Origin of the sequence: Rhodoferax lithotrophicus, assembly GCF_019973615.1 — a bacterium.
In the GTDB taxonomy this organism is placed as follows: Bacteria; Pseudomonadota; Gammaproteobacteria; order Burkholderiales; family Burkholderiaceae_C; genus Rhodoferax; species Rhodoferax lithotrophicus.
This window is the reverse complement of record NZ_AP024238.1, coordinates 3,875,850-3,897,117: the sequence shown is the minus strand read 5'-3', so window position 1 is coordinate 3,897,117 and position 21,268 is coordinate 3,875,850. Positions and strand designations below refer to the sequence as shown.

Below are 21,268 nucleotides of genomic sequence, written 5' to 3'. Positions count from 1 at the left end.
CCTACAGTGAGACCCGTTATGGAAGGCCCTGTCATGTTGATCTCTTTGGTTTGTTTGGCTCGTGGCCTGCGTACGCGAGTCGGGTCAGTTTTGTGCCTGGGTTTGATGGTGACCAGTGGTTCTGGGTACGCGCAAGCAGCGGTAGAGTCTGTTGATACCCGTGTGTTGTATGTCAATGCGCAGCACTGGCTGGATAGCAGCTTGGCCAGTCATGCAGAGGGTTTGCCGTTGCGTATGGAGGTAACGATGGGGGAGCTGGATCAGCGTTTGCGGCTGGCACCCTGCGCGCAGGTGGTGCCCTATTTGCCGCCCAATACCCGCTTGTGGGGCAAAACCCGGCTGGGTCTGCGTTGTGTCCAGGGCTCCAGCAAGTGGAATGTGTTTTTGCCCATTACCGTCAAGGCCTTTGGCCCCGCATGGGTGATCAAGGGTTATGTTGCGCAAGGCGCGGTGTTGACGGAAGCGGATGCCATGCCGGTTGAAGTGGATTGGGCTGAACTCAACAGCCCGATCATGGCCAATGTGTCCGACTGGGTCGGGCAGACCGCAACCCGTATGCTGTCGACCGGGCAGGCTTTGCGCCAGGATATGGTGAAACCTGCCCAGGTTTTTCAGGCGGGGGCCCAGGTCAGGGTGCTGGCGCGAGGTGTCGGTTTTGAAATTGCGACCAATGGACAGGCTGTATCGGCCGGTGTCATGGGGCAAAGTGCCAAGGTGCGTATGGACAATGGCCGGATCATGAACGGGCAGGTGTTGGATAGCCGGACGGTGAGGCTTGAGTTATGAGCTGCTTGGCGGATGTTTCCAAAATAGGGTTAAAGTTCGGCCAGTTTTTGCCGAAAGTGATCCTACGAGGCTACAACTATCGTAGTTTTGGAGAACACCATGAAGATCAACCCGCCTTTAGACAAATCTGTTGCCATCAGCAGCAATGCCGCAGCATTGGCCGCCAAAAACGGCCCGGCAGCGAGCACGCTTGCAAAAACTACAGCATCGAAAAGCACGCAGTCTGCAGGTGTGGCCGTGACAGTATCCAGTATGGCGCGCTCCATGGAAGCGGCAGACCGTGGAGAAACACCCGATGTGGATATGGGCAAGGTGAACGCCGTGCGTACAGCCATTGCCCAGGGTACTTATGTGGTGAACCCGGAAGCCATTGCCGACAAATTATTGTCCAACGCCCAGGAGATGCTGACACGCAATCGCGGTTAGTCCGGTTTTTTCTGGTTTTTAAGGAAAAACCATGAACAACGAAGCCATAGTAGATAGCCAGTTGAGTCGTTTTGAGTCTCAGCTGGCTTTTTTGTCCTCAGCCATTGCCCGCAATGACCCCAACGAGCTGGTGGCGGTATCGGCTGAATTGCAATCCATGGTGGTGCTGCTTTCCAAAGTGCTACAACCGGTTGCGGCCATCCTCAAGAACAATGTCAGTGCACAGTGGCGGGTTAAAAAAATAGCTGCCGGGCTGGCTACTTTACGCCAGGGCTTGCTGCGTCAGAGTGTGACGGTAGACCGTGCCTTGGGTGCTTTGATGCCCGCTTGCCAGGAAAATACCTACAAGCCGAAAGCAGGTGTGTACGCCCGTCAACCTTATGGCAGTGCTGGTCGGCAAAGTGGGGAATTCAAGTCGCTGACGGCTTGAAGAAAAGCGTTTTGCCGGATGCGGTCCGGCATCCATGGGTTCAGGGAATAGGGTCTTATTTTGCTATTTAAATAATAGCTTCTTACGCAGGTATATAGAGGGCTACAGGCTAATATTCATCTGAATATTGCTTTTGTCAGCTCGTTGGTTTTAAAGCAGAGACCTTGGTCATTTCCATCGCTCCAGAGAGTGTGTTTCAGTGCGCGCGCATTTTGGCCCGCAGACGGGCAATGGATTGGCTGTGTAGTTGGCACACTCTGGATTCGGTCACGTCCAGCACGGCGGCAATTTCCTTCAGGTTCATGTCTTCTTCGTAGTACATGCTCATGATGTGCTGTTCACGTTCTGGCAGGTTTTTGATGGCGGCAACCAACGCCATACGCATGCGCTGGTCACGCAGCATGTTGATCGGGTCAGCCTGCGTATCTCCCAGATGACGATCCAGAAAACTGTCCTCTTCATCCGGGTTGTGGGTCATGTCTTCCAGGTAAACCAGCTGGGTGCCCCGAACTTTGCTCAGCAGGCTTTGGTAGTCCACCAGAGTCATGCCCAAATCAGCGGCAATTTCACTTTCAAGCGGGCTGCGGCCCAAACGGTGTTCCAGTCGACGCATGGCTTCTTCAATGTCTTTTTGGCTTTTGCGTGTGCCGCGTGAGGCCCAGTCGTTTTCGCGCAATTCATCCAGCATGGCTCCGCGGATGCGTTGGGTGGCAAAAGTTTCGAACTGCACGCCCTGTGTGGCCTCAAATCGGGAAAGTGCATCTGATAGTCCAATCAAACCGACCTGAATCAAGTCGTCCACCTGTACATTGGCAGGCAACTTGGCCATCATGTGATGGGCCAACTTGCGTACCAATGGTTGGTATTGGCGAATCAGGGCATTGCGATCAAGCTGTCCCTTGGCGGTATACATCAATGTGTCCTCTTGATGGGCTGACGTTCCATAAGCACTGCATTTTCCAGCAACCGAAGGGCCAGACGATTGATTTCGTCACGGGAATCAATCGCACTGGCCACGGCTGAAACGGTGATGGGTTTGATCTCCAAGCCCAGGAATGTCATGGCACAGTGTTGCAGATTTTGGACGGGGCTGGTCATTGCAGTTGTTGTTCTGGAAGGCAATGTAATGTTAGCTACTGTTGGGTGCAAATGGGCATTTAACAGCAGCTCTTTCAAGGCTTGGTAGGCTGAAAATGACGACGATGCGAGTGGTGCGACCACCAAAAGCGGAGTCAGTCCGCTACCTTTGAGCAAGCGCGCTAGGCTTGATGCGTCTGCATAAAGCAGCACAATGCCGTAGTTCTGAAATAAATGCCCTACGGTGTGGGCGTTAAAACCAGCTGTTTTGAGTTGCTCAAACCCTTGGGCGGCTGGCATGACCGCTAATGAAACGGCTTCTTGTTCGGTATGGAGATGCCTCATGGGGTCATTTAACAGGTGCAACAGTCCTGGGTTGTGATCTGTCTCAGATTTATGTCCATCAAGCACCATCACGGAGAGGCCCAGGTCAACCCATGCAGTACACAAACTCCAGAGCATGGGAAGCTCACCTTGCTGTTCACCATGACTGGTGACTGCGACCAGCTTGGGTGCAAGTTGTGGTGCCAGAGCTTGCAAGCCAGCAGCCTGGTTGATGCAAGGCTCAAGCATGGAACTGTCCCGCATGAATGGGTGCACTGTCAGCAAAGAAGAAGCCAAGATCGGCACTCTTGGGGTCGAAGGCTGATTTGGTGGGTGCACGCATGGACATGGCGATCAGTTTGGCGGCATCGGCACGTTCCCAGTCTTCCGGTACTTTCTGGCCCATGGTTACGCCACGCAGCACCAGCTGGTGGCGAATCACCGCATCCAGTGCCGGCCCAATTTTGGCGGCCTCGTCAATTTTGGACAGGATAGATTGTTGGACACCACCTGTTTTGAAAGAAGTCACCACATCATCCAGTGTGTCGCCATGGCCACCCGCATTGAGCACCAGCAGGCGGTTGACACCCGCGATATCAAGCACATCCAGCATGTCACGTTTACGTGGATCATTGGGGGCAATGCCTGTGGTGTCGATCAGCACCATCTTTTTATTGGACAGTAAACCCAGTAAATCTTGCAGCGCTGCACGGTCATGGGCCAAGTGAGCGACTACTCCCAGCATGCGTCCATAAGCGCGCAATTGTTCATGGGCACCCACACGATAGGTGTCCAAGGTGATCAACCCAACACTGTTGGCACCATGGGTACGAGCGCACAGGCCTGCAAGTTTGGCTGCTGTGGTGGTTTTCCCTACACCAGTTGCTCCGACCAAGGCGTAGGTTCCACCTTCTACATGTATAGCGCTTGTGTCCGCATCGGTGCGCAGGTTGCGGGTTAATACGTCCATGATCCAGCGCATGGCTTCTGGTGCTGCAATGTCTTCCTGCATACGCTCCAAAATAGTTCTGGAAAGGGTGGGAGAGTAGCCTGAGCGGATCAGCTTGAGCATCAGATTCGAATGAATGGGGCTTTGCCGGGTTTGTCCCAGCCAGGTCAAGGTATTGAATCGATCTTCAATCAGCGTTTTCATGGCCTGGAGTTCGTCCACAATGCCCTGTGGCATCAGGGATGATGCTGGCGCGAGCGTTGGGCTAGCGACAGGCCGTGAAGCTGGCCGTGAGGTGGTTTGTGCGGCTGGCCTAGGTGTCGGTTGGGTTGTTATTGCAGCAGGTGCTTGAAACGGTGTGATTTGAGCCGGGGCAGAGCGCACTGCACTCGGGTTTGCACGGTGTGGCTGGCTGCGCTCTTCCAGGCTTGACTGGCCATTGATGGCTTCATGGCGTCGGCGCAACATACGTTCGCGCACGTAGTCTTGAAATGACAACGTGCTCATGGCCAGTTGGGTGGTGTCATCCACCACTTGGCTGTTTGGGTCAACCTTCGGTGAGCTCGCGGGTTGATCGGATGGCTGGCGCTTGCCTTGACGGCTTAGTTCGTTGCGGTCCAGTGCGGCCAAGGTGTCTTCTCCCGTAGCCACTACTTCGATACCGGCCGCCGTGGGGCGATTGGACAAAATCAGTGTGCCATCGCCAAATGTCATACGGGCTTTGGCAAGAGCTTCGCGGGCGGTGGGGGCGGTAAAGCGTTGAATGTTCATGATGCTGCACCTTTGAGAATCGGGCCAATGCGAATAGTGTGTGACTCAGGAATTTCGCTGTGTGCGAGAACCTGCAGTCGTGGGGCAACGCGGCGCACCAAACGGGCGACAGAGCTGCGAATTTGATCAGGCACCAGCAAGCAGGCCGGGATGCCAATTTCTTCCTGTTTGAGTGCCATTTCAGCGGCTTTTTGTGTCAGGATTTCTGCCACTCCAGGGTCAAGGGCCTGGCCTTGTCCAGAGGTATTACCCAAGGCTTGCACCAGCAGTCGTTCCAGTGGCGGATCAATGGCGATGACGTTGAGTTCATTGATGGCACCATAAATTTGTTGCACGATGGCCGGTGACAAGGCCACGCGCACACGTTTGGCTAGTTCCGCTGGATCGGTGACCGTGGTGGCGTGTTCGGCGATGGATTCGATGATGGTGCGGATGTCACGAATGTGCACGGACTCTTCCAGCAGCAGTTGCAGAACTTTTTGAAAGACAGCAATCGAAACCATCTTGGGCACTACTTCTTCAATCAGTTTGGGGGCCAGTTTGCTCACGTGTTCTACCAGTTGCTGAGTTTCTGTGCGGCTCAGTAATTTGGCAGCCTGCACTTGCATCAAGTGTGACAAATGTGTGGCCATGACAGTCTCAGAATCAACCACGGTAAATCCGGCCATTTGTGCGGCTTCTTTTTGTGTGGCATCAATCCAGTGTGCTGGCAGGCCAAAAGCGGGGTCAGTGGTGGGGGTACCAATCAATGGAGTGTTGATGCCACCGGGGTTGATGGCCAGAAACATGCCGGGAAAAGCCTCGCCCTCACCCACAATCACACCACGCAGCGTGATGCGGTAGCCGCTGGGTTTGAGCTCCAGGTTGTCCCGCACATGGACGGGAGGGGGTAAAAATCCGACTTCTTGGGCGAATTTCCGGCGCACCCCTTTGATGCGTGTGAGCAAGTCACCTTGGCGATTTTTGTCTACCAGCGTAATCAGGCGATAGCCTAGCTCCAGACCCAGTTGGTCAACGGGTTGCAAATCGTCCCAACTGGCTTCCCCATCAGAGGCCGGGGCTGGTTCAATGGTGCTTGGTTCAACGGGGGGCGGTTGGTGGGCCAACATCCAGGCACCATAGCCCAATAGCATGGAGATACCCAGAAAAACCACGTGGGGCATGCCAGGAATGATGCCAAGGATACCCATGATGGTTCCGGTGATACCCAGCACTTTGGGTGAAATGAACATTTGGGTGACGATCTGGTTGCTCAGATCATTTTCCTTGCCCACACGTGATACCACCATGGCCGCAGCTACGGAGATCAGCAAGCCCGGAATTTGTGCAACCAAGGCATCACCCACCGCCAGCAGAATATACGAGTCAGCTGCCTGGGATGCCGTTAAGCCGTGCTGCAGTACACCTACCGTGAAACCGCCAAAGATGTTGATCAGCAAAATCAAAATACCTGCAACCGCATCGCCACGTACGAACTTGGATGCCCCGTCCATGGAGCCAAAGAAATCAGCTTCTTCAGAAACTTCTGCGCGGCGGCGTTTGGCTTCTTTTTCATCGATCAGACCAGCATTCAGGTCAGCATCTACGGCCATCTGTTTGCCGGGCATGGCATCCAGGGCAAAACGGGCAGACACTTCAGCAATCCGTTCGGCACCTTTGGTGACCACCACAAAGTTAATGACCACCAAAATGGAGAAAACAATCAAGCCAACCGCAAAGTTGCCACCAATCAGGAAGTGACCAAAGGCTTCAATCACTGCACCCGCAGCACCTGGGCCGGTGTGACCTTCAAGAAGCACCACGCGGGTGGACGCTACGTTCAAGGACAGGCGCATCAAAGTGGTTAGCAGCAGAACCGCTGGAAAGGCCGCAAAGTCCAGTGGCTTGAGCATGTAAGCGGCCACCATCATCACCATCAACGCCACTGCGATGTTGAATGTGAAAAAAGTGTCCAGCACCCAGGGTGCCAAGGGCAGTACCATCATTGACAAAATGGCCACCACCAGCATGGGTGCGGCGGCACCTTTCATCAGTGCAGAGTTGCTGCCAAACCAATTCTTGAGTGTAAGAAGTGACAAGTTCATGGTGTGTCAGTGGAGGCAACCACTTTGGAATGGGGATCCAGTTCTGGCGGAACAAACGGCACAGGTGGTTCGCCTGGCATGGGGCCATCACCACGCATGGCGGCTTTGAGCCGGTAAATGTAGGCCAGAACCTGTGCTACAGCGGTGTACAGGCTGGTGGGGATGTCCTGGTCAATTTCGGCATTGGCATACAACGCGCGTGCCAACATCGGCGATTGCAATACCGGAATGGCATGTTCTTGGGCTAGATCCCGTATTTTGAAAGCCAGCAGATCGGCACCTTTGGAAATGACCCGAGGGGCTGCCATGCTGCTTTCGTCATACCGGATAGCTACCGCATAGTGGGTAGGGTTCATCAATACAAAGTCGGCCTTGGGCACGGCCTTGATGCTGTTGCCTTGGGCTATATCACGTTGGCGTTGGCGGATGAGGCCCTTCATTTGGGGGTTGCCATCGGACTCTTTGTGTTCTTTTTTCATTTCCTCATGTGACATTTTCATGCGCGATTGGTGCAGGAAGTTCTGCAGGGGCACGTCGACCATGGCTACCAGTAAAACAACCAGCAGCATCAGGCCCATGCCGGTGGTTAACCAATTGGCCAAATAAGTAATAGCTGAGCTGGAGGGTTGCAAGACAAGAGTGGCCAGTGTGTCCATACCCTTTGACAGGTATGTGAATCCAACAGCGAGCAGCATGCTCGCAATAAAAATCATCTTGAGCACTTCAGTGGCTTTGTCTTTGGTGAACATACGCCCCAAACCACTGAAGGGGTTGATACGACTGAAGTCTGGTGTGATGGGTTTTAAGCTTGCCACCCAACCACCAACAGCCAGAGTGCTGAGAATGGAAATGATGGAGACAATGGCTGCAAATACCGTACATGCCACCATGCCTACCGTCACCATAGATCCCAGTCTGTGGAGCATATTCAAGGGCTCTTGAACTGCATGAACATCAAACTGCAATTGAAGACTCAGTTGGGTTTTGAGTCGCTCAAACATCAGGGGTGCAAGCCACATCAGGCTCAAAGCGCCGCCGCCCAGAATCGCCAAGTGAGACAGCTCACGTGAGCGTGCCACTTGACCTTCGTCACGAGCTTTCTGCAGCTTCCTCTCGGAGGCAGGTAAATTGCGGTCTTGGCTACTGGAGTCCATGGTGGAGAGATACTTTGGTTCTCTCCATTGTCATGAGGCTGTCTGAAAACTAAAGGGTAAAAAGCAGGGGATTTACCTGCTTGATCGGACTGGGCTCAAAACCCTAGGCTGGCCAGCAGGTCATCCACTTCTGATTGACCTTTCACCACATCCGGGTTTCCTTCAGGGTTGATCACAGGGCCTTGCAAAATGGGTTCGGTGATTTCTTTGAGAGCCTCAATGGGTTGCGCCGCAGGTTTGGGAACACTCTCGGCCGGTGCTGTAATGATCAACAGCTGGAGCAACTGTTCTTCAATGTTTGCAGCCAATGTCACTACTTTGGAAATGACTTGTCCGGTGAGGTCATGAAAGTCTTGCGCCATCATGATCTCGGTTAAGTTCTTGTCAATTTCTTTGCTGGCTTCTTCAACGTCCGTGATGAAATTCATGACATGCCCCTTGGCCACTGCAGCAACGGGGTCCTTGACAATCAATGAGCCTATTCGCCGTGTTTCGGCCGAAATGTGGTCATGATGCGCCTTGGCTTGATCCACACTGTTCAGTACTTTCTCCGCAGCTTCACCAGTGAGTCGAGCAATATAGGACAAACGGCTTTTGGCATCGGGGATTTCGCCAGCCCAGCTTTTAACTTTGTCGGTCAGCCCCAGGCCATTAAGTGCGTCATGCAACTGCCGTGTCAGGATGCCGATTCGTTGGTGCACATCCGGCGGCACTTCGCGTGAAGTGGGTGAGCCCGACAATGTGTTCATTTCAACCCCAGTTTGGTCAGGATTAAATTAACCTTGTCCTCCAGAACAGCTTTGGTGAAGGGCTTGACGATGTAACCTGCCGCACCACTTTGAGCTGCCAGCACAATATCTTCCTTACGTGCTTCGGCCGTGACCATCAGCACGGGGATGTGTTTGAGCTTTTCATCAGCCTTCATCTCCTTGAGCAACTCAAAGCCATTTTTATTGGGCATATTGATGTCGCTCACCACAAAGTCGAAGTTGCCGTTGCGCAATTTGTGCATTGCAACAACACCATCTTCGGCCTCATCGGCCTCGGTGAAACCACTTTCTTTCAGCAGATTGCGAACAATTCGCCGCATGGTCGAAAAATCATCCACAACCAAAAACTTGAGATCATTTGCCATGGAGCAACCCTTTGAAAGCACAATTGACGACTGACATTACACGCTATCCAATCTTTAACTTGGTGAACTTACTGTGAAGCTCTGACTAATTTTGCGCTGGCGCAGTATTGGTTTCTGTGATGACACTCGCTCGCCGAGGCCCTAGCAAGCGCTCTTCGGCTTCACGTGTCATCACTGTGATGCTGATTCTACGGTTTGTGGGGCTGCGAGGATTCTCCTCATCCAGCAATACGCTTGAGGCTAAGCCCATAACTCGGGCAATTTTGTCGTCTGGCATACCCGCTGCAACCAGTTCCCGCCTTGAGGCATTGGCACGGTCTGCCGAAAGTTCCCAGTTGCTGTAGCCACGTGCCCCGGCACCATAAGGCGTTTGGTCGGTGTGACCATCGAGACTGATTTTGTTGTCAATATCCACAAGTGCCAAACCAATTTCTTGCAAGATGTCGCGCATATAAGGTTTGACGGTGGCGCTACCACTGTCAAACATGGGGCGCTTTTGGTCATCCACAATCTGGATTTGAAGGCCATCGGGGGTCATTTTTAACTGAATCTGGTTGCTGAATTCAGCCAGTTTGGGCGTATTGGAAATGATGGCGCTGATTTTGGCGCTGAGTTCCGACAGTTTTTGCGCATCTACTTTGGCTTGTGCTGCCTTGGCTTGCTCCCCTGCATTCTTTTTGGCTTTGGGGTCTGTAGAACTTCCTCGCTTGGACTGGCCGGCACTTTGTGTCAAATCATTACCGCCACCATTGATCACACTCTGGCTGGCACCTGCCCCGGCACCTCCTTGCATAGCCACTTTGAGTGGCGACTGGAAATAATCTGACAAACCTTTTTTGTCGCCTTCAGACGTACTGCCCAACAACCACATGAGCAGAAAGAAGGCCATCATGGCGGTTACAAAATCAGCGTACGCGATCTTCCAGGCACCACCATGCGCAGAGTGGCCTCCTTTTTTGACCCGTTTGATGATGATGGGTTGTAGCTTCTTGGCATCAGTGGCCATGGTGCGCTATTCCTGCTGCATTATTTTTTCTTCACAAAAGCTTCAAGTTCGACAAATGTGGGACGGTCGGTTGAGAACAATACCTTACGGCCAAACTCAATGGCAGTAGCCGGGTTGTAGCCTTGCATGCTGGCCAATAGAGTGGTTTTGATACATTGGAATTCTTTGCCGGCTTCTTCAACTTTTTGCTCCAGCAGGCCAGCCAATGGCTCAGCGAAGGCATATGCCAACAGAATACCCAAAAACGTACCGACCAATGCAGAGGCAATCATGCCGCCCAGTACCGCAGGGGGTTGCCCCACCGAGCCCATGGTGTTCACCACCCCCAGCACTGCCGCCACGATACCAAAGGCTGGCAAACCACCCGCAACGCGTTGAAGTGCTGCCACTGCCGCATGTTCTTCAGCATGGTGGGTGTCAATTTCGCTGTCCATCAGGGATTCAATCTCGTGGGCATTCAGGTTACCGGAAACCATCATACGCAGGTAATCGGTGATGAATTCCACCACGTGATGGTCATGGCCTACTTCACCATGTTTTTTGAATATTTCGGACGAGTGAGGTTCCTCAACATCTTTTTCGATGGCCATCAGACCTTCTTTGCGGGCTTTTTGCAAGATGTCAAACAGCAAGGCCAATAGATCCATATAACGCGCTTTGGTGTACTTGCTGCCTTTAAAGCAGGTGCCCAAACCTTTTAGGCTGGATTTGATGACCTTCATTTGGTTATTGGCCACAAAGGCACCCATGGTGGCGCCGCCAATGGTGATCAACTCGAACGGTAAGGCTTTAAGCACCACCATGATGTTGCCACCGTGGAAGATGTACACGCCAAAGACGCACACCATCACAATCAACCAACCAACAATGACGAACATAGCTTGAGTGTGTCAGAAGAAGCGTTAACTTCAAGAAGTTGTAATGCTCACACCATGTGAACCTGTCCCTATCATATCGCCACTCTTGGAGCGGACTTAAAGATATTGATGAAATTGGCCTCTTGAGCTTTTAAATCAAGCGTTAGTAGCTATTTATTTTGTAGCATTTAGTTCAACATGATGCCACCTGATCCCGCCCCTTTGCCAGCTCGGGCAGGGGGGGTGCACAGGCCACACTCAAAATGACGGGTGTTTTCGTAAGGCTCAGTGACAAAATGCCCGCCGCACTTGCTGCATTTGGTCATGGCTAACATGTGATTGTCTACAAATTTCACCAAGCGCCATGCGCGTGTGATGGTCAGCAAGGGCTCCATGCCACAGGTATTGATCTGTTCGGTGTAAAGCTTGTAGGCTTTCATGATGGCATCAATGTCATCCAGTGCACTGACTTTGTTCAGGTATTCATAGGTGTTTAAAAACAGGGATGAATGAATATTGGGCTGCCAAGTCAAAAACCAGTCGGTTGAAAACGGCAATTGGCCTTTGGAGGGTGATTTGCCCGCCACTTCTTTATAGAGACGTAACAGTCGCTCGTAGGACAGGTTGGTTTCGCTTTCAAGCACCTGCAAGCGGGCACCGAGCTGAATCAGCGCCACTGCGCGTTCAACTTGCTTGGAGTCATTCAGGACGCTTTTGGTGGATACGGTGGCCATGGTGTCTGCTCCTCAGTCCGGGTTACAGGGCTTGCTCAAAACGACCGGCCATCAGAATGCTGGCGTGTAATCTGGCGGTGGCATCATTGTTGACCTTGGAAGGGGTGTGGTTGGTCAGCAAACTCCAGACCATGTCATCATCCACCCGGAAACGGCACAGCAACATGGGGCTGGTGGCAATTTTCAGGATTTGAGCGGGTGAGAGCATGGCAATCAGGTCGGCAGATTCTTCGGAGATGCCCAGGCGGAAAAGGGCTTCTGCCTTGTCTTTGCGAATCACGTTTTGAGCCAGCATCAAGTAGGTGAGGTTGGCGTCACGGATTTCTTGAGAGAGTTGTTCGTCGTTCATGATGGGCTCCAGGGTGATTCGATGATTTGGGCGGTGTTCACGGCCTAATTGCCTTGTTCATCACCATGGAGTCGATTCTGTGTGGCTGATCCAGAAACTTGAATCGGTAAGTGGCTAATGCGTGTGTCAGATCGGGCGATTTTTTTGTCAGAAAAAATCCTACACAGATCAACTTTTAGGGGGCAATTCTTCGCTTTGAGGCCTTAGCGGGCAAAGGGGCAGGAATCAGTCCGTCCATGCGTCATACCAGGATTGCAAGTTGTCGTCTTTGAGCATCCAGGATGCTTCAACGGTTTTTTGCAAGTGCAGACCTTCCTGGTGGCAGGCCTCCAAGTCTGAAACCATGGAAACAATCGCATTGCGCCAGTCGACAAATCGGTTTTTGACCCTTTTGCATGGCAAATTGCCTTGATAAGGAGTGACATCTGAGCACACGACAGGCACACCACACCAGCCGTATTCCAGCAGTTTCAAATTGGATTTGCATTCATTGAACGGATTGATTTCAAGCGGCGCGATGGCTAAATCCCAGCTTTGCGACAGTTCCATGAGTTTTTTCGGGTATTCAAGCGTTGGTAAACCCAAATGAAACTCGCGAATGAAAGGTTTTAAGGCCTCTGGGCACATGCCGAAGAACACCCAATCGACCTGATCAGACAAATCCCTGATCAGATGGGCAATCATTTCGATGTCACCTTGATGACCGATGCCACCTGCCCAGGCGACTTTGGGCTTGCTGCCTGTTGGTTTTGTTGAGGGACTGGGTTTGACAGGGGGGCTGCTTCCCCACATGGCAATAGGCAGACGGTTGGGTACGACCCGAATGTCATCATTCTTGCCGCGTAACTCATGGGCCAAGGCTTCGGTAGAGACCACCAGTCGGTCACACAAACCCATGGCTTTGGCCATACGTCCGCGGATGTCTTTCGATATTTGATCCCGGTGCGGACTTTTGATGGGTATCTGCGCCAGATTGTCATCCAGCTCGTAGATCTTCTTGATGCCTTTTAGGGGAATCAACGCGTCGAGTACAAACAGATCGGAGTCAAGGCTGGGACGCTGAAAAATCAGGGTATCGGCACCACTGCGCAAGACCAGGTTGGGGCTCATCATTTCGGGGGACGCACCCCCGGTGCAAAGTCCTGCATCCAGCATGGCCCTCATGGGCTGGAAGATGCGGTAATGACCACAGCCTGTGGTGTCTGCAGCAAAGGCGGCAATGCGGTGGGGTGTTAAACCCTGAAACTTGTCAAACCGAAGTAGGGGGTTGGTTTCGATCTCGTAGCCGGTTTCAACCAAGGACAAATTCGGGTTGTAGGCTGGGTCGTTGGCAATTTGTCGGGGCCACCGTTGGTACATGCTGGCCTGTTCTTTGGCAAAACGCTTGAGCTTGTCATCGGCGGCAATTTTTTCAGTGCCGTCTTTTTGGCTGGCGCTTCCTTCATGCAAGAGTGTGGCGAGGGGTGTCCAAACAATGCGCAGCCCCGTTTGCCCAACGCGTAAGCAAAAATCGACATCGTTGTAGGACACGCCAAACGTGGTTTCGTCCAGTCCACCGACTTCCTGGTAGATGTGTTTGGACACCAAAAGACAAGCTGCCGTGACCGCAGAAAAGTTTTGGGTGACCTGGGCGCGAAACAGGTAACCGGGCTCCGTGTTGGGCAAGTTCAGGCACGGCAGTTCGGCTGGTCCACGCAGACCCAGGATGATGCCTGCATGTTGCAGTGTGCTGTCCGGGTAGATCAGACGGGCTCCCACAATGCCCACGCCATCACGCAAGCCTTGACGAACCATGTGATCCAGCCAGTCGGATTGAAAGACCGCCGTGTCGTTGTTGAGCAATAAAACAAATTCACCACGTGCTTGTGCCACAGCCAGGTTGTTCATTCGGGAGAAGTTGAACGTGCCGGGATCTGACAAGACGCGAATTTGGTCGCTGCCCAGTGCGGACAAGCCATCCAGGTACTCCCGGGCCTCTGATGTTTGGCTGTGGTTGTCAACAATCAAAATCTCGTAATTCGGGTAGGTAGTTTTTTCGAGGATGGACTCTATGCAGCGCTGTAGCAGTGGCAACTGGTCACGCGTCGGAATGATGATGCTGACCAACGGTGATGTCGGTTGTGGCGGCAAAACATGAAACGTGCCAGGCCCAGGGCCTTCCAGCACTGTCGCACCCACCTCTGTTGCTTCAAGGTGCGCCACCAGTGCAGCGGCAAGCTGCTGCCAGGCGGTGCTGGACAGGACAAAAACCGTATCGGGTTCAGCTTGAAGATGTGCAAGAAGATAGGGGATATGAAAAACGCCCGCTGCGCCGCCTTCAAAAAAGGCCTTGAGCGCGATCTTGTAGGCCAAAACGATGTCAAACGGTGCTTGGTGGTTCACCAGGAACTGGCGAGCCAAATCATTGCGAACCAGAATCGAGCGACCAATGTAGGGGTAACTCAGTAATAGGTCATAGTTGAAGTCTGGCTTGAAGTGGGGGTTATGGGCTGAACCATCCAGGCAGTATTCATCGTGATCAAAGTAGCCGAACAAGGGGGGATTTTTACCGTGTTTTTCAATGGCTTTTTCTATGAAATACAAGGCATCGGGTTCAAGGGTATCTCCGGCACAAAGCAACAAAACCCAGCCGTTATCCTGATCCAGTTCCAGAAGCTCATTATTTTGAATCTGCAGAATATGGTCACTTTTTCTGATTTGTTGATTCAGACTGGACAAGGTTGAGGAGAGCAACTCATTCGAGTTTTCTTTTGACTCTGACCAGATGGCAACCGTGATATGTGTGCTCGATTTTGAGGTGTGATTAAAAATGGATTTATTGATTTGATCCCTATAAATTTGACCCAATTTGTCAGGTGCTATTTTTGTTCCAGGCTGTTTTCTGTATATTTTAGGATCACCGATCACTGGCCAACCCCATTTTTTAACAGCATCAAATTCAAAGCAATTTTCAAATAAGGTGTTTCGAGCAGTTTCTTGAGTAATATTTATGAACTCCGTGAGTTGTATGTGAAATTCATCAAACAATTCAAGGTATCTTGGTAATACCTTATGAACAGTATTTTTTGCACGCCATATTTCATCTGGGGAATCCCCCCATGCTGCGCCGTGACGTTCAAAAGGCCCTTCGGGAAAGGCTGGCAGCATTTCCTTGTTGGGCATATAAACCACAGGGCATCCACACAAAAGAGCTTCGGTTGCAATCGAGCTGGATTCATAGCAATACAGCAGTTCCGCTGATTTGAAGATTTCTGCCAGCTCATCCAGGCTACGGGGTTTATAGGGTGATATTTCCACGATGTGGCCTGGCATGGGTGCCAATTGACCACCGCGAGCCAATAATCTGTTGTAATAAAAATATTGACCGGACCGGACGTTGGTGCTGGTTGGGCTGGATTTGAATTTTGCCGGATCACTGGCGGGAATTAACAGGGTATTTTGACATCCTGTATTTCCAAAAAATATCTCATGGTAGGCAAAAATCAATTCATTTTTATGAAAAGTGGTTGTACCTCCAATAAATCCTGGAACGTTGAGCAGGTAGCGAACATTGATGCCAATATCCAAAGGAGTTCCTGAAACTGATTCAGGGTAGATGACAATTGGTTTGCGCTTGGCCAAATAATGCTGTTGCATGACTTCCTCGGTCAAGCGAGGTGTCCATAAATCTGGTTGCGTGATGTTGGCCCGAATGTAGGCTTCAAAGCCATGAATATTAAGAATATGGCACAGTAAATGAAGAACGCGAATTCCTGAAGATTTTTCGTTGTAATCAAATCCGTAAATATAGTAAGGCGAGTGGTTGGATTTGTAGTAATTTTCAGGGGCGATTTTGTTCATTTTTCTATCAGGCGAATGATGGAGGTCAGTTTGTGGGTCATTTATGTACAAAAATGACCTGTAGCCCTTGTAAATACTGCGTAAGTAGCTATCATTTTTGAAATGTCATGAGCCGCTCATTTTGACGAGTGGCCTGGTGTGCAGACAAGAAAGATGCTGGCGCATAAATCCGGGTATTGCTGCCCCAGTTTGTAACAACCCTCCAGATACGCTTTGGAGATGATGTCCGTGGCCAGCAAGCGATCCCACTGAAAGTTGGCCAAAGCCTTGAAAAATATGCCGGAACGGTGGATCACCTGGAGTCCGGCGGCTACGGCATCGCGCTCCAAGGTGTCCAGGCTGTAGGTGCGACGGTGGCCATGTTCAGCTTCGGCGGGTGTGACTGCTGAATTATGCGAAATCAAGCCCATCTTGACGGCAATCTGTCTGGAAGGCGCATTGGCGTTGGGGCACACCAGAAAGAGCCGCCCACCTTCGGCCAGCCACTCTTGATGGATGCGTTTCAGCACCAGAACGGGATCATCGACATGTTCCAGGACGTGGGTGAGGACGATGTTTTCATAACGCTTGGGCAAGTTGGCCGTTTCAAAGAGGGAGTGAATGAAGGTGACCTTGTTGCCCAGTTTGTTTTTGGCTTCGGCAATCGCGTCTTCAGAGGCTTCAACGCAGGTGATGTCATCAAAATACGGCAAAAATCTTTGGGTGAAGTCGCCTTTGAAGCTTCCAAGTTCAAGCAAGCTGCCTCTGTTGAAGAAGGGCTCAAACGATTGGATCATGTAGGGATGCATCACATCGAAATCGAAGCCGTAGGCGTATTTGCCGTTGCTGTTATGGTCCGAGTCGACAAATTCGTTGTTGTAATTGCGTTCAGTCGTCATGGTGTTTCTTCCAATATGGCCAGACCAAAACCGGTTCGACCAAACTCGTTACCGTTGTAAAGCATGTAGATCGCACCATTGAGTTGAAAAACGTGGGGATAACACTGCATTTGTGAGTCCCATCCTTCCGCGGAGACATCAATCCCGGCTTCTGCATCTTGACGAGTCCAGTGGGTCAAATCCTCCGAGTAGGCATAACCCAGTCGGTAGGCGCTCTCACGCTGGTTTCTGAAACCATGGGCTTGACGATAGCAAAAATACATGTGATAGCGGCCATCGAGTTCGATGACGGTGGGCAGTGCCTGGCATTCATCCGCATTGAGTTTGTCGCTGATGATCGGGCGGCCATCTCTGGTCCACTGGATGCCATCTGATGACATGGCATGGGCAATTTTGTACACCCGATCCGGGGCTTCAGCGTCACTGTATTTTTTCCATTGTGAGCCAAAGATGTACCACATGTGATAGGTGTCGCCGCGTCGCATCACAAAGGAATCACCAACCAAAAACGGTTCATGCAGGGATGAGGCCATGATGGGGCCAGTGCCGTACTTTTCAAAGTGAAGCCCACCATCGTGACTGATGGCCAGCCCAATGGCGGCATCCACAGACACTGAAACCTTGCGGTTCCAGCCCGTGGTGTAAGCCAGCACTCTGGCACCATCGGCCATGACGTGCATCGGAAATATGCCGTGTTCGTCAAAACAGCCGAGCTCACCGAGTGGGATCACTTCATGTGTTGAGACCTGAAGAATGTGGGTGAGTGTGGGATCAAAATCGACGAAGGCCACGTGGCTGAGGTATTTACCAATGTGGTCGCGGACCCGGGTAGAAAAAAAGATGCGAACGCGATCTTCAAGAACCAGGGTTTGTGGGGACTGGGCAAACTCAACACAGTTGTTGGGCAAGACATGCTGGGTGGGATCAAAAATTTTGCCTAGTTTTCGCCACTTCATTTTCGACTCCAGCGATCTGGGTTGCTTAATTGGGCGAGGCCCATGCCACTGCGGCCCATTTCATTACCCTGATACAACATGTAGGTTTGGCCGTCCAGGTTGAAAAGATGGGGGTAGCTGACCATTTCGGCATCCCACCCATGGTCTGAAACCGTCAACCCCGCCTGGTCGTCACAGCGATGCCATGTGAGCATGTCGTCCGACCAGGCATAGCCGATGCGGTAACCCCCATCCTTGCCTTTGTAGTCTTGGCTTTCCCGGTAAGAGAAAAACATGTGGTAGCGACCATGTTGGAGCATCACATCGGCGCAAGCTTGGCATTCATTTTCACCTAATCGATCTTCCAGCAAGTCCTTGCCATGTTTGGTCCAGTGAAGGCCATCAGGGGAGGATGCCATGCGGATTTTGTAAACCGGTTCAGGTTTGCCTGCGGTGCGAAGCCACTTTTTGCCTGATACATACCAGAGGTACCAGGTGTCGCCAAACTTGCGGATGCGTGGGCTGCCCAATAAAAACGGCTCATCCGGGCTGTACGACAACACAGGGCCCAACCCCACCCGTTTGAAGCTCAGGCCAGCATCATGGCTGATCGCCAAGCCGATAGCGGCATTAAACGGGACAGACTCGCACCGGTTCCAACCAGCGTAGTACACACGTACCTCGTCTTCATGTTGAATGATGGAAGCCGGGTTGGTGCCAAATTCGTCAAAAGTGCCTAACCCCCCCAAATCCAGTACCGGGTGCTCGCAGATCCGAATAATTTCCAGTAGATTTTTTCTTGACAGATCAATATAAGACAGGTAACTCATGTATTGACCGTCCGCACTTGGCGAGGGTCTTGTACAGAAGTAAACCCGAACAAAATCCCTGAAAACCAGCACCGATGGTGATTGCGCGAATTCTTTCATCCAGCTGGACGCTGGGAGATCTTTGGGATCGAAGACCTTGCCGAGTTTTTTCCATTCGAACATGGGGATGAAGCCTTTGAAGTTGGCTAGAGCTTGCGCAGATTGCGCGCACCGGTCTTGAGTCCGCCGTAGTAATAATCATCAAACCCTGCAGCTTTCATCAAATCAAAGACTTTTTGCATGTTGTATTCGACACGGTGCAGCTCAAAATTTTCGCCATCAAAGGTGGCAAAGGCTGCACGGGGGTCGCCGTCGCGGGGTTGGCCAACTGAACCTGGATTGCAATAGATGCGGGAGTTTGTGTGATGAATGAGTTGAATGTGGGTGTGGCCAGAGACAAAAAATTGCCCCTCCAGCTTGTCAAAGTAGCCATCTGAAGGCTTGAGGTATTCATCAATGGGGTCACCCCAGCCACCATGCACCATTTGGACAGTGCCTGCGCGAAGCTGTATCGGCAAGGTTTTGAGCCATTCCAGATGGGATTTTTCAAAGATGGTTCGTTGGTAGGCAAGACAGTCGTTGACGCTTTGGGAGCGCGGACAAAATCCACCGCCCGCCATGTACCAGTCGTGGTTGCCCATGACACTGGGTATTTCCCGTGTACGCAATGCCTCGCAGCATTCGTTGATTTGAGGGTAGTAACCCACAATGTCACCAACACAGTAAATCTGGTCAATGGCTAAAGTATCCAATTTCGACAGGACTGTTTTCAGTGCTTCAAAATTGCCATGAATGTCAGAGATAAAAGCCAGTTTCATAGAAGATGTGCTCGTCGGTGTAGCGTATGGCCTTGCCGCGTCTGATGGGGGGCTGTACAGGGATTTTGTTCTCAAGAAAATAGTCCACGGCCATCGCGCATTCGTTGTATCCGAACGCCGTGCGAATAGCGGTGGATGACGATACCCTTGGGTTGATCTCCAGTAACTTGATGCCAGTGTCGCACTTGCGGAACTGGAAATTGGTAGGCCCTATGGGTCGCAGGTGCTGGCATAGTTCGGTCAATGTCGCTACAAATTCATCATTGGGCACGACCTGAGCTTTTTCGGTGAAGCCGTCTTTGGAAAGTTTGCGCTTGAGTGTCATGTGCGCATAAAAGCCACCTTGACCATCACAAAAGGCCGATGTGGTGTATTCCTCATCGTCTTGGCCCACAATGGGTTGTGCCATCAAGGAGCCCCCCATATCTCCGAGATGCTTTTTGAACGTTTCCAGGTTAGTCACTCGAACGATTCCTTTCGAGGCAAAACCGCGTCTGGGTTTCAGTAAAAAAGGCAATCCGAATTGCGCGACAAGGTCATCAAACTCAGAGCTTAATGAGCTGGTGATTGTGCAGTTGAGGGCTGCAGCGTTCAAGCTCTCGTAAAAGGCCCATTTGTCCTGGCATAAATCGATCAGTGCGGGGTTGTTGAGCAAGGGTGTCGCACCTGCTGCTTGGATGGCTGGAACATGCTTAATCCATGTATACAAGTCAATTTCAATGCCTGGAATGATCAAATCAATTTGGTATTGTTGAATGATTTTGACCAGCCATGGCAGGTAAACCGCATCACTCGTGAGGGGGGCCTGAATAAATTCATCACAAAAGGCGGGTGCAATCGAATCGTCGTAAATAGAGGAACCCAAGAGCCGCAATTTTTGTGAATGTTGCCGCAATGAACGAAGGGCACCGTAACCCACGATGCCACTGGCACCGGAGACGAGAATAGTTTTTACCGTGTTCATTTCCTTCATTTGGAATTTTTCCATATTCTGAGTCAGAATTATTTGGTGAATACCAGCCCAGATAGGTGAGAGGTAATTTATCAGAGGTTATTTTTTTGGTGTGCCGATTGAATGATCAATCAATTGAATTATTCAATCATTTACGGATATCTGAGCCAAGATGCCACATGATAATTCCGGGTAATGAATACCAACCTCACACAATGCATGAATTACATCAGGTTGCAGCTCTAAAGAAATCATTTGTCGGGTTGTCAACGGTTTGAGGTAAATACCTTCCAATTGATCAACCTTGTAGCCTGCTTGGGTGATGACCTCGGTCAATGTTTGCACCGTGTAGTAGCGTTTATGCCCCAACAATAAATCATTTTCAGAAAGCTCGGACAGATCAGGCAATAGTCCTGCCAGGTGTCCTAGTCGGCGATTGAGAACCTCAGCATTCGGAACCGCTAAAAACATGGTTCCGCCAGGTGTCAAAAAGTGCTTGTATCGCTGGATGATATGTAATGGATCATCTACGTGTTCAAGAATAAACCCCATCACAATGACATCAAACTGTTCGGTACTTTCAAATGTTTCAAAATAATTTTCCATAATCTCGGCGGAACATTCTGGGAATTTTTCGCGGAAATGATGAATGACGGCTGATGATCCTTCCACGACCACATGCCGCTCAAAGCACTTTGAAAATTTGTTCGTGGTGAGTCCATGTCCCAAGCCTAGTTCAAGCAGTGAGCGAGCTCTTTGACTTTGCAAGATAACACGTTGTGGATACCAGTTTAATAATATCTCATTGTCAAAATCATACAGACTTCCACCCTGATAGGCTCTAAGATGTGAATCTAATTTATTTTTCATGTGGATAGGGTGAAATTATCAGTA

22 protein-coding genes are annotated in these 21,268 nt (G+C 51.2%); 4 read left to right on the top strand and 18 right to left on the bottom strand.

Annotated elements, in window-relative coordinates:
- Positions 1–33: 33 nt before the first annotated feature.
- From flgA to LDN84_RS18060, 3 genes are all read left to right on the top strand, one after another.
- Complete coding sequence (gene flgA / locus LDN84_RS18070; protein WP_223904813.1) at positions 34–786, top strand: flagellar basal body P-ring formation chaperone FlgA; 753 nt, start codon at positions 34–36, stop codon at positions 784–786.
- 99 nt (positions 787–885) lie between these two features.
- Positions 886–1,212 (top strand): flagellar biosynthesis anti-sigma factor FlgM, encoded by a 327-nt coding sequence (flgM, locus tag LDN84_RS18065; protein WP_223904812.1) that lies wholly within the window; start codon positions 886–888, stop codon positions 1,210–1,212.
- Between the two features lie 31 nt (positions 1,213–1,243).
- Positions 1,244–1,642 carry a hypothetical protein gene (locus LDN84_RS18060; RefSeq protein WP_223904811.1) on the top strand — a complete coding sequence of 133 codons (399 nt, stop codon included), beginning with the start codon at positions 1,244–1,246 and terminating at the stop codon, positions 1,640–1,642.
- Positions 1,643–1,838: 196 nt separating this feature from the next.
- On the opposite strand, the gene LDN84_RS18055 is transcribed toward LDN84_RS18060, so the two are convergent.
- The 12 genes from LDN84_RS18055 to LDN84_RS18000 all read right to left on the bottom strand — a co-directional run bounded on the left by LDN84_RS18055 (position 1,839) and on the right by LDN84_RS18000 (position 14,617).
- Positions 1,839–2,555: an RNA polymerase sigma factor FliA gene (locus tag LDN84_RS18055; protein ID WP_223904810.1), complete on the bottom strand. Its 717-nt coding sequence runs from the start codon at positions 2,553–2,555 to the stop codon at positions 1,839–1,841.
- On the bottom strand, positions 2,555–3,259 hold the full coding sequence (locus tag LDN84_RS18050) for a hypothetical protein (protein WP_223904809.1): 705 nt from the start codon (positions 3,257–3,259) through the stop codon (positions 2,555–2,557). The genes LDN84_RS18055 and LDN84_RS18050 overlap by 1 nt, the downstream gene beginning before the upstream one ends.
- Before the next feature lie 25 nt (positions 3,260–3,284).
- Positions 3,285–4,763: a flagellar biosynthesis GTPase FlhF gene (gene flhF, locus LDN84_RS18045; protein WP_223904808.1), complete on the bottom strand. Its 1,479-nt coding sequence runs from the start codon at positions 4,761–4,763 to the stop codon at positions 3,285–3,287.
- Positions 4,760–6,847: a flagellar biosynthesis protein FlhA gene (gene flhA / locus LDN84_RS18040; RefSeq protein ID WP_223904807.1), complete on the bottom strand. Its 2,088-nt coding sequence runs from the start codon at positions 6,845–6,847 to the stop codon at positions 4,760–4,762. The genes flhF and flhA overlap by 4 nt, the downstream gene beginning before the upstream one ends.
- Positions 6,844–8,001 (bottom strand): EscU/YscU/HrcU family type III secretion system export apparatus switch protein, encoded by a 1,158-nt coding sequence (locus LDN84_RS18035; protein WP_223904806.1) that lies wholly within the window; start codon positions 7,999–8,001, stop codon positions 6,844–6,846. The genes flhA and LDN84_RS18035 overlap by 4 nt, the downstream gene beginning before the upstream one ends.
- A 95-nt stretch (positions 8,002–8,096) precedes the next feature.
- Positions 8,097–8,750 carry a protein phosphatase CheZ gene (locus tag LDN84_RS18030; RefSeq protein ID WP_223904805.1) on the bottom strand — a complete coding sequence of 218 codons (654 nt, stop codon included), beginning with the start codon at positions 8,748–8,750 and terminating at the stop codon, positions 8,097–8,099.
- Entirely contained in the window at positions 8,747–9,136 is a 390-nt protein-coding gene (gene cheY, locus LDN84_RS18025) for a chemotaxis response regulator CheY (RefSeq protein ID WP_223904804.1), read from the bottom strand. Before cheY ends, LDN84_RS18030 begins: the two co-directional genes overlap by 4 nt.
- 85 nt (positions 9,137–9,221) lie before the next feature.
- Positions 9,222–10,142, bottom strand: coding sequence for a flagellar motor protein MotB (gene motB, locus LDN84_RS18020; RefSeq protein WP_223904803.1), 921 nt, complete (start codon positions 10,140–10,142; stop codon positions 9,222–9,224).
- A 20-nt stretch (positions 10,143–10,162) separates the two neighbouring features.
- Positions 10,163–11,020: a flagellar motor stator protein MotA gene (motA, locus tag LDN84_RS18015; protein ID WP_223904802.1), complete on the bottom strand. Its 858-nt coding sequence runs from the start codon at positions 11,018–11,020 to the stop codon at positions 10,163–10,165.
- 167 nt (positions 11,021–11,187) lie between these two features.
- Positions 11,188–11,733 (bottom strand): flagellar transcriptional regulator FlhC, encoded by a 546-nt coding sequence (gene flhC, locus LDN84_RS18010; RefSeq protein ID WP_223904801.1) that lies wholly within the window; start codon positions 11,731–11,733, stop codon positions 11,188–11,190.
- Positions 11,734–11,755: 22 nt separating this feature from the next.
- Complete coding sequence (flhD, locus tag LDN84_RS18005) at positions 11,756–12,082, bottom strand: flagellar transcriptional regulator FlhD (RefSeq protein WP_223904800.1); 327 nt, start codon at positions 12,080–12,082, stop codon at positions 11,756–11,758.
- 225 nt (positions 12,083–12,307) lie between these two features.
- Entirely contained in the window at positions 12,308–14,617 is a 2,310-nt protein-coding gene (locus LDN84_RS18000) for a glycosyltransferase (RefSeq protein WP_223904799.1), read from the bottom strand.
- On the opposite strand from LDN84_RS18000, the gene LDN84_RS17995 reads away from it, so the two are divergent.
- Positions 14,597–14,806: a hypothetical protein gene (locus LDN84_RS17995; protein ID WP_223904798.1), complete on the top strand. Its 210-nt coding sequence runs from the start codon at positions 14,597–14,599 to the stop codon at positions 14,804–14,806. The genes LDN84_RS18000 and LDN84_RS17995 overlap by 21 nt on opposite strands.
- A 1,232-nt stretch (positions 14,807–16,038) precedes the next feature.
- On the opposite strand, the gene LDN84_RS17990 is transcribed toward LDN84_RS17995, so the two are convergent.
- The 6 genes from LDN84_RS17990 to LDN84_RS17965 form a co-directional block, all read right to left on the bottom strand.
- Positions 16,039–16,800, bottom strand: a complete 762-nt coding sequence (locus LDN84_RS17990; protein ID WP_223904797.1) for a class I SAM-dependent methyltransferase — start codon at positions 16,798–16,800, stop codon at positions 16,039–16,041.
- Positions 16,797–17,756, bottom strand: a complete 960-nt coding sequence (locus LDN84_RS17985) for a glycoside hydrolase family protein (RefSeq protein WP_223904796.1) — start codon at positions 17,754–17,756, stop codon at positions 16,797–16,799. The genes LDN84_RS17990 and LDN84_RS17985 overlap by 4 nt, the downstream gene beginning before the upstream one ends.
- Positions 17,753–18,727: a glycoside hydrolase family protein gene (locus tag LDN84_RS17980; RefSeq protein WP_223904795.1), complete on the bottom strand. Its 975-nt coding sequence runs from the start codon at positions 18,725–18,727 to the stop codon at positions 17,753–17,755. The genes LDN84_RS17985 and LDN84_RS17980 overlap by 4 nt, the downstream gene beginning before the upstream one ends.
- Positions 18,728–18,750: 23 nt before the next feature.
- Positions 18,751–19,422, bottom strand: a complete 672-nt coding sequence (locus LDN84_RS17975; protein ID WP_223904794.1) for a metallophosphoesterase family protein — start codon at positions 19,420–19,422, stop codon at positions 18,751–18,753.
- Positions 19,400–20,410 (bottom strand): ATP-grasp domain-containing protein, encoded by a 1,011-nt coding sequence (locus LDN84_RS17970; RefSeq protein ID WP_223904793.1) that lies wholly within the window; start codon positions 20,408–20,410, stop codon positions 19,400–19,402. The genes LDN84_RS17975 and LDN84_RS17970 overlap by 23 nt, the downstream gene beginning before the upstream one ends.
- 108 nt (positions 20,411–20,518) lie before the next feature.
- Positions 20,519–21,244, bottom strand: a complete 726-nt coding sequence (locus tag LDN84_RS17965; protein ID WP_223904792.1) for a class I SAM-dependent methyltransferase — start codon at positions 21,242–21,244, stop codon at positions 20,519–20,521.
- Between the last annotated feature and the right edge of the window lie 24 nt (positions 21,245–21,268).